The sequence below is a fragment of the Micromonospora radicis genome, assembly GCF_003583405.1.
Taxonomy (GTDB): domain Bacteria; phylum Actinomycetota; class Actinomycetes; order Mycobacteriales; family Micromonosporaceae; genus Micromonospora; species Micromonospora radicis.
In genome coordinates this window covers 1-11,971 of the sequence record NZ_QXEC01000025.1, presented here as the reverse complement: position 1 = coordinate 11,971, position 11,971 = coordinate 1, and the positions used below count along the sequence as shown (strand labels likewise).

The 11,971-nt window shown below is 70.9% G+C and carries 9 protein-coding genes; 4 read left to right on the top strand and 5 right to left on the bottom strand.

Translation table 11 applies throughout. The annotated features are described in order from the left end of the window. Nucleotide 1 precedes the first annotated feature (1 nt). The 3 genes from D2L64_RS27125 to D2L64_RS21620 are packed head-to-tail and all read right to left on the bottom strand — an operon-like array spanning nt 2 to nt 5,817. The gene (locus D2L64_RS27125; protein ID WP_158603527.1) at nt 2-2,230 is read right to left on the bottom strand and encodes a glycosyltransferase family 4 protein; all 2,229 of its coding nucleotides are present in this window, start codon (nt 2,228-2,230) and stop codon (nt 2-4) included. After that, nucleotides 2,227-3,837, bottom strand: a complete 1,611-nt coding sequence (locus D2L64_RS21625) for a stealth family protein (protein WP_199714701.1) — start codon at nt 3,835-3,837, stop codon at nt 2,227-2,229. Before D2L64_RS21625 ends, D2L64_RS27125 begins: the two co-directional genes overlap by 4 nt. 60 nt (nt 3,838-3,897) lie before the next feature. Continuing rightward, nucleotides 3,898-5,817 (bottom strand): stealth family protein, encoded by a 1,920-nt coding sequence (locus D2L64_RS21620; RefSeq protein ID WP_147376277.1) that lies wholly within the window; start codon nt 5,815-5,817, stop codon nt 3,898-3,900. Nucleotides 5,818-6,231: 414 nt separating this feature from the next. Between D2L64_RS21620 and D2L64_RS21615 the strand changes: the two genes are divergently transcribed. Beyond that, complete coding sequence (locus D2L64_RS21615) at nt 6,232-7,149, top strand: DNA-3-methyladenine glycosylase family protein (protein WP_119579044.1); 918 nt, start codon at nt 6,232-6,234, stop codon at nt 7,147-7,149. 12 nt (nt 7,150-7,161) lie between these two features. Here D2L64_RS21615 and D2L64_RS21610 read toward each other — a convergent pair whose 3' ends face one another. Next, nucleotides 7,162-7,374: a hypothetical protein gene (locus D2L64_RS21610; RefSeq protein WP_119579043.1), complete on the bottom strand. Its 213-nt coding sequence runs from the start codon at nt 7,372-7,374 to the stop codon at nt 7,162-7,164. A 135-nt stretch (nt 7,375-7,509) separates the two neighbouring features. On the opposite strand from D2L64_RS21610, the gene D2L64_RS21605 reads away from it, so the two are divergent. Further along, complete coding sequence (locus D2L64_RS21605) at nt 7,510-8,622, top strand: ATP-dependent DNA ligase (RefSeq protein ID WP_119579093.1); 1,113 nt, start codon at nt 7,510-7,512, stop codon at nt 8,620-8,622. 54 nt (nt 8,623-8,676) lie between these two features. Further along, nucleotides 8,677-10,239, top strand: coding sequence for an alpha/beta hydrolase (locus tag D2L64_RS21600; protein ID WP_233559085.1), 1,563 nt, complete (start codon nt 8,677-8,679; stop codon nt 10,237-10,239). 119 nt (nt 10,240-10,358) lie between these two features. Here D2L64_RS21600 and D2L64_RS21595 read toward each other — a convergent pair whose 3' ends face one another. After that, nucleotides 10,359-10,835, bottom strand: a complete 477-nt coding sequence (locus D2L64_RS21595) for a hypothetical protein (protein WP_119579041.1) — start codon at nt 10,833-10,835, stop codon at nt 10,359-10,361. Between the two features lie 388 nt (nt 10,836-11,223). On the opposite strand from D2L64_RS21595, the gene D2L64_RS21590 reads away from it, so the two are divergent. Next, nucleotides 11,224-11,796, top strand: a complete 573-nt coding sequence (locus tag D2L64_RS21590; RefSeq protein ID WP_119579040.1) for a hypothetical protein — start codon at nt 11,224-11,226, stop codon at nt 11,794-11,796. Nucleotides 11,797-11,971 lie beyond the last annotated feature (175 nt).

The window sequence follows — 11,971 nt, the reverse complement described above, 5'->3', positions numbered from 1 at the left end:
GCTAGGGCCGATCGACGACCGCGAAGGACAACTCGCTGTCGATCGTGTAGTAAGGGCAGATCCGCAGCATCGGAGCCGGATCCTCCTCGACCAGGTCCAGGGTGGTCTCGTCGGGCAGGTGGATCTCGGGGTAACTGTAGGTACGTTTCTTGTCGACCACGTCGTCGGCGAAACGCCCCAGCCTGACCTCGTCGTCGCCGTACCGGAGGAAGAGGTCCCACTTCTCGTGCCGGCTCAACCGAAGGTCGGCCAGCGCCGTCAACGGCACCGCCACGGACACCGTGCCGTCCACCGCCGAGGTCGTCGGCAGGTCCATCGACAGGGTCGGGTCGCCGCGCCGATGAAGCACCGCGGCGTCCGGCACACCGGGTCCGTACCAGACGAACTCCACGAGTACCGCCTCGCCGTCGAGGGCGAGTCGAGACGCCTCCGCGTGTACCGGCCGCACCCAACTGCGTACCGCCAGGAACCCGTCGACGGTCTGGTAGGGCACCTGGACCGCCACTCCCCCGCGCGGGCGGACGAGCGTCGCCTCGGCGGAGCAGAGGATCCGGCTGTCCAGTTGTCGCGGGCGCAGCCGGTGCCGGACCCGCTTCCCGTCGACCAGGTAGGCGTTCCACCGGCCTTCGGACAGGGCAGCGGCGTCGAGGGTGCCCACTGCCCGGGTTCCGTCAGCCGACGGGACGAGAGCCGCACGCACCACGTCTCGGGTGTCGCGGTTGCTGAGCAGCATCGACACGTCGTCGCCGGAACCTGCCGTCAGATCCAGGGTGAGGCGCAGTCCCAGATCGGGTGTCACCACGCAGTCCGCCACCGGGGCGTCGGCGTCGGCCGAGACCCGTCGTCTGATCGCCGCCTGCAGACGCGTACTGGTGCTCCGGGCACGTCGGACTCGGGCCAGCCGGACCAGGGCACCCATGCTCGCGCGTCGGGTCAGGTCGTTCTCCGCTATCCCCCGCAGAACCGGGTCGGCCAGGGCCCGCGCCAGACCCACCTCCCGCAGCAACTCGCCGCTACGGCTCACCGATCGGGTCAGTTCCGGAGGCAGCAGCTTCCGTCCGCTGGGGTAGCGAGGCAGGCCGGCGCGCCGGGCGGAGAGCACCCGCGAGCAGTCCCGGACGAACTCGTTCGCCAGGTTCGCCGGATCGAAGCGGGCGGAGTTCGCCACCGCCATCGCCCCCATTCGGATGCGGAGGTCGTCGTCCCGCATCAACGTCCGCAGCGCGCGGGCGTACTCGTCGAAGTCGTCGGTCGGCACCAGCAGGCCGTCCTCGCCGTGGGTGATGATCTCGCGCGGCCCGACCGGGCAGTCGCTGCTGACGACCGGCAGACCCAGCCTCATGGCCTCCACGATGGTCATCCCGAACGACTCCCGGGCGGAGGAGACAGCAGCGATGGACCCCTTGACCCATTCCGCCGTCATGTCCTCCCGACGGCCCATCAGCAGCACCTGGCCGTACATCCCCAACTCGCGGACCAGTCTGGCGAGCCCCGGTCGCTGCTCACCGTCGCCGTAGATCCGTAGCTGCCATCCGGGGCAGTCCCGGACCGCGTACGCGAAAGCCGCTATCAGCCGGTCGTACCGCTTGATGGGATCGAGGCGGCCGGCCGCCACGATGGTCCGGTTCCGTCCGTCGGCCGGCGGAATGGAGCTTCGCGGTGCGCTGTTGGCCAGCGCCTTGATCTCGGTGCCCGGAACCGGATTGCCGGTCCGGAAGGCGTCCGCGTCGGCGTTCGACACGGTGTACGCCAGGTCGATCCGGGCGTAGGAGCGACGAATCTCCGTCTTGACGGCGTCGTCGATCAGATCCTGCGTCATGTGTTCCTGCGCGACACGGACCGCGTGTTCCGGGGCATGCCGGGCGACGACGAGGTTGAGCCCTGGCCGGGTGCCGACGACGACGTCGGCGTCGGTGTGGCGCAGGTACCTGACCAGTCGCTCGTCGGTCAGCCGGCTGTACTGCGGATAGAACTCCTCGGACTTCGGGATCAGGAGCGAGGGTTCCCGCAACTGTGGTGCGGACCGGTCACGCTGCCGCTGCCTCAGGTCGACCAGCGGGACGATGGAGACCCGCTCGTCCACGTCGAACATCGTGCGGTCGACCCGCCGGAAGACCGACGCGATCTCCGCCTCGTGACCGTCGTCGACAAGTGCGCTGGCCAGGTTCAGTACCGCGCGGTTGGTGCCGCCCACACCGTAGAAGTTGTGGACGAGGAACGAGAACTTCACGGCCGTCCCACCAACTCGTACGGGCTCGGTACCGGGAAGTACGCCTCCAGGAACGGTTCGAGCACGGTCATCTGCTGCTGCAACTGGTCGTACGTCGAGAACGCGTCGTTGATGCAGAAGGTGTCCCAGTCCCTGCGCGCCTCGGCCCGGCGCAGTCGCGCCACGAGATCCGGCACCGCGAGTTGCACGTAGCCGTAGTTGACGTGCCCGGGCAGCGCCCGACCGGTCATGAAGGCGTAGTAGTGGTACAGGGAGTAGGTGATGATGATGTCGGTGGCGCTGCGGAACCGGCTGTGTGCGGTCCGCGCGTGCTCCGCCGGGAACTCTCGCTCGATCTCCGCGAGGATGCTCCGTCGCAGCGGATAGGGCACGTGCTGGCTGCCCTGGGTCAGGGTCCGGCCGAAACGTTCCTCGATGAGCCGCCGATTGTTCTTGATCATGGCGTCGATCGGGGTGTCGAGACTGGTGATCGGACCGATCGGGACGCGGTTCTGGGACAGGAAGAACTTGGTGTTGCCATTGGCCAGGAAGAAGGTCTGGGGCGCCAACGGCCGACCGAAGAACATGTCGTCGTTGAGGTAGAGGAAGTGCTCGGCGAGGCCATCGATGTTGTGCAACTGGGTCTCGATGGCGACCGAGTTGAACGTCGGCAGGGCGTTTCGGTCGCGGAAGATGTCCTTGTGGTCGACCAGGAAGATGTTGCCCGCGCTCAGGTCGAGCCAGGCTGGGCGCTGCCGATCGGTCACGATGTAGATGTTGCGCACCCAGGGGGCGTTGAGGTGCAGCGATCGAAGTGAGAACTTCAGCTCGTCCCGATTGATGTACCGCGATTCGCTGGCGGCCTCGGCATGGAACGCCTCGCCCTTGATCTCGGCCCGGCGTCGCTGCCAGTCCGGATCCGCGCCGTCCACCCACGTGTAGACCACGTCGATCGGGAAGTCGATGTCGTCCGGGAGCGCGAGGTCGAACTCCCGGCGGGTACGCAGGCGAGGGCCCGGCGTCGTCGGCGCCGCCAGCCGGGTGAACCTGTGCGCACCGGCCTCGACCGGCACCCCGGCCATCGAGACGGCGAACATCATGCGGTTGCGCCGTGGGGCCCGCAGGACACCGGCCGCGGGATCGGGCTGCCAGAACTCGACCTCGCAGCCGTACGCCTGGCCGAGGACCAGTTTCAGCGTCGGATCCGCTCGGAACCAGGTCAGCTTGATCGCCTTGGCGGTGTACAGATCGGTCCAGGACGCCGGCTCGGCCGCGTCCCGCAGCGCAGCCGTGATGGGTGGTCGAGGCAGTACCTGGCTCACGTAGCACGCGGCGTTGAGCCCGAGCTTCTCCAACGCGGCGAGAGCGGAGAGCCGGTCGCTCTCGCTGACCCCGATCACCGGGGTCCGGTCGTCCATACCTCGGACGAGGAAGTGGTCCACGCCGTGCGCCTCGAACGCCCCGGTCACCGCGGCGACGTTACGATGCCGGGCGCCCAACGGGGTGAGATCCCCGTGTGCGTGGGCACGACGGCGCGCGCCGTCCACCAGCACCTCGCGGACGTCGCTGCCGCTCGGTGCGGCGACGTGTGCCGGGAGCGGCGCGGAGCGGGGAAGCGTCGGGTTCACAGGACTTCCTTCGTCGATTCGACCGACAGGGTCGATGATGCGATCCGTGGGTGGGACGGGTCAGTCACCCTCGGACCGCCCCTGGCGAGTGGCGGACTCTGTGGCCGCCGGCAGACCGCCGGACCCGCGGTCGACGCGGCCGGTGGCACGCCGGCTCGACGGCAGGGTGGGCGCGTCGAGTCGGGGACCGACCCGGAGTGCGGGCACGGTGGTCGCATCCACCTGCCTGCTGATCCGCAGCGACGGCGTCGTCGCCGCGTCGACCGGTCCACCGGTCCGGTCCCTGCCCCGGTCGCGCCACAGGGCGCTGGCACCGAGTTTGCGACGCTCGGCCACCTCGTCGTCGGGCAGCTCGAACGGCGCGGGGAACGGCAGGTAGCGGGGTAGGAAGTCGGCGAGCATCCGCTCCTGCTCGGCGAACGCCCGGGGATCGGAGTCGGTGTCGTTGAGGCAGAACACGTCACGGTGCCGGCGGGCCAAGAGTTCGGCCAGGCGGGCGGGAGTCGACGGATGGCCGAGGTCGGCGTACTCGTACTCGATGTCGCCCGGTACCGCCTGCCCGGTCAGGTACGCCCAGTACTGGTGCAGCGACGACGGGATGGACAGGTCACCGGGGTGACGGAACCGGTGCCGTGCCGTCTCGGTCACGTCCGCCTGCAGCACCGTCTCGATCTGCGCCATGATGCTGCGCCGCAGGGCGAACGGGGTGTGCTTCATCTTCTGGGTGATGGTCACGCCGAACTGCCGCTGGATGTGCCGGCGGTTGTTCTTGCCGGCCGCGTTGACCGGCGGATCGCTGGACTTCGCCTCACCCAGGCCGAACTGGGCGGGCGAGAGGAAGAACTTGGCGATCCCGTTGGCGTGGAAGAAGTGGGTCGGCAGCAGCGGTCGGCCGAGGAAGACGTCGTCGTTGAGGTAGAGGAAGTGTTCCGCCAACCCGTCGATGCGGTGCAACCGGGACTCGATGGCGTGCGAGTTGAACGACGACAGCCCGCCCAGGTCCGCGAAGAGTTCGGCGTGCGTGACCACCGTGATCATAGGATGACGCGGATCCAGCCAGCTGGGCAGCTGACCGTCGGTGACCAGGAAGATCTTCCGCAGCCAGGGCGCGAAGCTGTGCAGCGCGCGCATCGCGTACCGCAGTTCGTCACGGTTGTGGTACCGCGAGGTGTTCGCCGCCACCGCGTGCCGCGGGTCGTCGGGGCCGCCCAGCGCCTGCTGCTTGCGGACCAGCCATTCCGGGTCCGAGCCGTCCACCCAGGTGAAGACCGCGTCGATCGGGAAACCCACCCGGTCCGGTGCGCGGACCGCGAGGTCGCGGCGGGTGCCGTAGGTGTGGTCGTCGGCCTCGGGTACGAAGTGGCTGAGCAGGGCGGCGGCGACGCGGACCGGTTCGGCGCGGGCCGGCGCCTCGTCGATCACGGCGTTGTGCCGCGGCGCGCGTACCACCTCGCCGACCCGGGTCCACAGCTCGATCTCGCAGGCGAACCGGGCGCCCAGCACGACGTCCGCGCGGACGTCGGTGACCGGGAACCAGACCTGGGTCACCTCGGTGGGCGCCAGGTCCGGCTGGTTTCGTCCGGGCTGCACCTCGACGGTACGCACCTGGGCACCGGCCAGTGCCGGCGCGGTACGGACCAGCCGACGTACCGCGTCCCGCTGCTCCGCCAGCACCGCCACCGAGCTGCGCAGGTAGTCGTCGTTGCGCAGGCAGTGGTACTCGATGCCGGCGGAGTCCAGTGCGGACGTCACGGCCGTCAGGTTGCGGTGCCACATCTGCAACGGCGTCGCCGCCGCGACCACCTCGGCCTCGGTACGGACACCGTCGTCGGTGACCGTCACCCGCGCGCCGACCGGATGGGCGGTGGGCGCCGGGCGGGACCGGGTGAGGGAGCGCACCAGGCTGAGCCGACGGTGCGCGGGAAGGAGGTGCAACAGCCGGCGCCGGACGGCGGACGGAAGCAGACGGTACGCACGCAACGCGATCATTGGACAGGCCGTGGAGTTCGGACGGTCACCAAGACTGGCAACCGGATCAGTGACGACGTCCGCGAAACGGAATGCCCGAATGGGCCCTGCCCGACAGACCATGCATTGCAGTCGTCATCCGTACGTGCCCTTCTGCACAGCTCCCCGTGGTGCGCAGGAGTGCCGGGCCTGCGCAGGACGGACCCTAGCAGCGGCTTCATCGACGGAACAGTAAAGACGCCGGGCATTACGTTCGGCGCTTCTGAAACTGCGCCCGATAAGGGCGTTACACGAGTGACATGACCGATTAATCCTGGCCGTTCGGCTGGTCGGGCACCTGAACGGAAGTTAGCCGGGAAGTGTCCGGGCACTCGCCGGAAACGAGTCGGATCGTCGGGCGGGCGGCCGGAGTGGCAGAGTGAGGCCGTGACCGACACCGACCCCACGGCGAGCAGGACGTTACGTCCACCGCCCGGCTTCCGCCTGGTCGCGTCGGTCCGACCGCTGACCTTCAGCCCGTACGACCCGTGCGCCCGGATCGTGGCCGACGCGCTGTTCTGGGCCGCCCGCACCCCGGACGGACCGGCCACCCTCGCCCTGCGTCCGGTCGGTGGCGAGCTGGTCGCCGAGGGCTACGGCCCCGGTGGCGGGTGGCTGGTCGAGCGCGCCGACGCGATCGCCGGACTGCGCGACGACCTGACCGGCTTCGCCACCCTCGCCGCGACCAATCCGGTGGTGGCGCGGCTCGCCGCGCAGCACGCCGGGCTGCGGATGCCGGCCACCGGCCTGGTCTTCAACCGGGTGCTGCGGGCGGTCCTGGAACAGAAGGTCACCGGCAAGGAGGCATACCGGGCCTACGCGGCCACGGTCCGCCACTTCGGAGCGCCGGCACCCGGACCGGTACGTCTGCTGCTGCCGCCCGAGCCGGCGGCGATCGCGGCGGCACCGTACTGGCTGTTCCATCCCTTCGGCGTGGAGCAGCGCCGGGCCGAAACGCTGCGCCGCGCCGCCGCCACCGCCGACCGGCTGGAACGCTGCGCCGACTCCACCGAGGCGAGCCGGGTGCTGCGGGCGATACCGGGCGTGGGCCGGTGGACCGCCGCCGAGGTGGTCCGCGTCGCCTACGGCGACCCGGACGCGGTCAGCGTCGGCGACTTCCACGTTCCGAACACGGTGGCCTGGGCGCTGGCCGGTGAGGCACGCGCCGACGACGCCCGGATGCTGGAGCTGCTGGAGCCGTTCCGGGGCCACCGTGGCCGGGTCTGCCGGCTGCTGGAGGCCGCGGGCGTCCAGGCACCGAGGTTCGGCCCGCGCGCCCCGATCCGCTCGTTCGCCCGTTTCTGAGGACGACCGGCCTCAGGCAGCCTCGCGCGGGTCGGCCAGGCTCACCGGGCTGAGCCGCCGCAGCAGCGCCTCCAACTCGGTCACCGAACCCACCTCGCCGAGCACGTTGCTGCCGCCGCCGAAGCGGCGGGGATAACGGTGGACCAGCCGGTACAGGTACCGGCCGCGGATCAACTCGACGCTGACCCGCCAGCGCCCACAGCATCCGCAGACCCACTCCGCCATCCCGCGAAAGTAGCTCTGACCTGCGGTTCTCTGATCCGCCCGGTACGGCCGGAACGAACCATCGGCGGACACGCCACCCACCCGCCGGCAGTGATCTGCCGCACCGGTGTCGGTGCCGTCTGGTTGACTGACGCCGTGGACCTGCCGATCAATCCGCCGGTGGAACCGATGCTGGCCCGCAGCGTCGCGTCGATTCCGACCGGGCCGGGGATGACCTACGAGCCCAAGTGGGACGGTTTCCGCTGCATCGTCTTCCGCGACGGCGACGAGGTGGAGCTGGCCAGCCGGGGCGGCAAGCTGATGACCCGCTACTTCCCGGAGGTGGTCGAGCAGGCCCGCCGGCAGCTGCCGACGCGGTGCGCGGTCGACGGCGAGCTGATCGTGATCCGACGCGACGGCCCGGACGCCGCACCCCGGCTCGACTTCGAGCTGCTGGGCCAGCGCATCCACCCGGCCGCCTCCCGGGTGAAGCTGCTCGCCGAGACCACCCCCGCCGACTTCGTCGCCTTCGACCTGCTCGCCCTCGACGACGAGAGCCTGCTCGACGCGCCCTACCCGACCCGCCGCGCCCGGCTGGAGCAGGCCCTGGGCGGGGTGACCCCCCCGGTGCACGTCACCCAGGTCACCACCGACGCCGAGACCGCCCGCCGCTGGTTCGACGTGTTCGAGGGCGCCGGGCTGGACGGGCTGATCGCCAAGCCGGCCGACCTGCCGTACGAGCCGGGCAAGCGGCTCATGCACAAGGTCAAGCACGGCCGCACCGCCGACGTGGTGGTCGCCGGGTTCCGCTGGCACAAGTCCGGCCCGGTGGTCGGCTCGCTGCTGCTCGGCCTCTACGACGAGGCGGGGCTACTGCACCACGTCGGCGTGAGCGCCTCGTTCACCATGGCCCGCCGTGCCGAGCTGCTGGACGAACTGGCCCCCTACCGCGACGTCGGCGCGGAGCACCCGTGGGTGCACGGCGACCACGAGCGGGGCCAACGCATCCCGGGTGGGGTCAGCCGGTGGACCGGCACCAAGAACCTGGAGTGGGAGCCGGTCCGCCCCGAACTGGTGGTCGAGGTGGCGTACGACGCGATGGAGGGCGACCGGTTCCGGCACACCGCCCGGTTCGTCCGCTGGCGGCCCGACCGTGACCCGCGCTCCTGCCGGTACGACCAGCTGGACCGGCCGGTCCGGTTCGACGTGGACCAGGTCCTGCGGGGCGATCCGGCGGTGGCGGTCGGGCCCGGGTCCGGCTCCGCGTAGCCTGGCGATCGAACCGATCACGGAGGCTCGCTCGTGACCCGTACTTCCGACCGGATCCGCCGCCGGCGGCTCACCCTGGCCGGCCTGACCGCCGCCGCGGTGATCGCCGCCGGTTGCACCATGCCGGCATTCGCGCCGCGGACCGACGCCGAGCGCGAGGCCACGCCACCGGGCGCGGCACCGAACTGGCAGCCCTGCCCGGAGGTGGCCGACGAACTGGTCGGGCGGAGCGCACCGCAGATGCGGTACGAGTGCGCCCGCGTCCAGGTGCCACGGGACTGGTCCGGTGGTGGCGGCGCCACGGCCGGCCCGGGAGCGGGCCAGACCTTCGACATCTCGCTGATCCGGGCCCGCTCCACCCAGCAACGCGACCGGATCGGTTCGCTGCTGGTCAACCCGGGCGGCCCCGGCGGCTCGGGTGTGGACACCGCCGTCTACCTCTCCTTCGGCGAGCAGTACGGCGGGCTGCCCGACAGCATCCTGGAACGGTTCGACATCGTCGGCTTCGACCCTCGGGGCGTGGCCCGGTCCAGCCCGGTGGAGTGCATCTCCGACGCCGACCTCGACGCCGTCTTCGGTTTCGACCCCGACCCGCAGAGCCAGGAGTCCTTCGACGACCTGGTCGCCCTCGGCAGGCGCATCGGCCAGGGCTGCGGCGACAAGTACGGCGACCAACTGCCGCTGTACGGCACCGAGCAGGCCGCCCGGGACATGGACGCCATCCGGGCGGCGGTCGGCGACGAGAAGCTCAGCTACCTGGGCTACTCGTACGGCACCCTGCTCGGCGCCACGTACGCCCAGCTGTTCCCTGCTCGGGTCCGGGCGCTGGTGCTCGACGGCGCGGTCGACCCCCGCCAGGGGCTGATCGAGGGCTCGGAGGGGCAGGCCAAGGGCTTCGAACGGGCCTTCGACAACTTCACCCGCTGGTGCGCGGCCAATGCCGCCCGCTGCCCGATCGCGCCCGACGCGCGGGCCGCGGTCATCTCCGCCATCGACAAGGCCAAGGTGTCACCGGCCCGTTCCGCCGACGGCCGGGAGGCCACCGCGGGTTGGGTGTTCTACGCCGTCATCTCGTCGCTGTACACCGAATCCGGCTGGCAGGAGTTGGCCCGCGCGATCGACCAGTTGGAGGGCGGCAACCCGCAGGGCGTGTTCCGCCTGGCCGACAACTACGCCGACCGCGACGCCAACGGCCGCTACACCAACCTCTTCGACGCCAACACCGCGATCAACTGCGCCGACGAGGAGGAGCGGCCCAGCCTGGAGCGGATCCGCCAGTTGCAGACCCAGTGGCGCCAGCAGTACCCGCTGTTCGGTCCGGCGCTGGCGGTCGGCCTGATCTCCTGCACCGAGTGGCCCGGCGGCAGCGACCCCTACCCCACCGGCCGCGCGGACGGCGCCCCACCGATCCTCGTCGTCGGCACCACCGGCGACCCCGCCACCCCGTACGAGCAGACCCCGGCCCTGGCCGAGATGCTCGGCGTCGGCCGGGTGCTCACCTGGGAGGGTGAGGGCCACACCGCCTATCCGCAGACCGCCTGCATCACCGAGGCCGTCGACGCGTACCTGATCGACCTGACCGTCCCCGCCGAGGGGAAGCGCTGCCCGGCCCGCTGACCTGGCCGGTCCCGCCGCCCTACCGGACCCGGCTCCGCCCTACCCGACCCGGCTCCGCCCTACCGGGCCCGGCTCCGCCCTACCGGGCCCGGCTCCGCCCTACCGGGCCCGGCTCCGCCCTACCGGGCCCGGGCAACGGCTCGACGCCGCGCCGAAGGCGTCGGGAAGGCGCCCGCCGGCGCCGGCCCGTACCTCAGCTGGCGCTCGACGAGGTCCGGCGACCGCAGTGCGGCGGCCGCGGAGCGGGAGCGCGCCGCGGTGGCCGGCTCGACCGAGCCGCTCGCCGCCGCCCGGAGCGACGGCAGCCGCTCGTGGTAGCGCTGAAGCTCGGGAAACTCAGCAACGATGCCGGCCAGATAGGCGCGCTTGCCCTCCGCCGCGTCGACCGGGCCCCCGACCTTCCTCGGCCGCCCGGTCGGATTCAGCGGCGCCGTCAACGCCGGCCGCCGCCGTTCGTGATCTGCGAGCCGCCGGACCAGATCGTCGATGGCCATCTGCTCACCGACGGTGAGACCACCACCGTTCTTGACCGCCAACAGCTCGTACTCCAGATTCCGCTGCGCCTGCCGGATGCCGCCTTCTTGCATCGAGACCACCGCCCGGTCCTTCCTGGACCTGAGCCTCGAACGGAAGGATCGCAAGCTGGCGGCCCGCACGATCCTCGTGCGGTCTACGACGTCCGGCACGTGGTGCCCCTCTCGATCGGCGTGACACGACTCCTCACGTACGGGTGCCACGTCAGGTGCAGGCAGATGGCCGACCAAACTGCTCCTTCGGCCTGCTCGACATCGAGAGGAAGATCCGGGCCGGTCAGAAGCCAGCTGACTCTGAAGTGGCGGACTCCGAAGTCGGCAGGTCGCGTTGTGTGACGGCTGGCGTACGGCTCTACCTGCCTGGTGGCGACGTACCTGATCTGGCCTGCCGGTCTGCTGTTGCGGGCCTCTGCCCTCACCATCACGCTGCTGGATCGGTTGTACTTAAGTCATGCTCCGGATCGGCGCGATCGTCGCGACCCTGCTGATCGCACTGGCCGGCTGTGCCGAGAGCCCTCCACCGCCCGTGTCCACCGAGCCGCCGCCCAGCGCCGGGCAAGCGCCCGTCGCATCGCCGGCACCAGCGGACGCGTCGGCCACGCCATCGGCAGCTGGAGCCGCTCCGAAGCCGGTTCCGACCAGCGGAAAGGCTCAGGTTCTGCACGGCGAGAAGTTCCGGACCCTGGTCGCCGGTGCCGAAGGCGCACGGCAGGCCCTGATCAGTGGCCGGCTCGCCGTGGGCGAGGGCGGATGTCTGGTCGTACGCTCCGCCGGAGAGCCCGAGTCCGTCATAGTCTGGCCGCCCGGTGTCACCCTGCTCACGAACGGCCGGGTCGGCGTGGACGTACCCGGCACCGGTGCGGTGACCGTCGGCGACACCTTCAGCGGCGGTGGCGGCTACTCAGAGGCGCCGATGACCGAGGGCTTTCCGCCCGGACGCTACGTGCCGGTACCCGCCGCCTGCGCGAAGCGGGGAACCCCGGTGGCCGTGATCGACAACCTGGACGGCTTCCAGGTGGGATGACCGCGTCACACGCCGCCGCACGGCGCCTTCTCGCGCCGACGTGAGCAGCCGACCGGATCCTCGCATCACCACCTAAATCCGGCAGTCGGTCCGAGCGCCGGATCGGCATCCGACTGAACTGCCACGACGACAGGTCTCCACGCCGTGTCGAGCGAGCCGGGCATCCCGGGCAAGG

Excerpts from the sequence above, each read along its gene's own strand:
- D2L64_RS21610 (WP_119579043.1), bottom strand. The coding sequence starts at position 7,374 with ATGGCGGAGTGGGTCTGCGGATGCTGTGGGCGCTGGCGGGTCAGCGTC.
- D2L64_RS21590 (WP_119579040.1), top strand. The coding sequence starts at position 11,224 with ATGCTCCGGATCGGCGCGATCGTCGCGACCCTGCTGATCGCACTGGCC.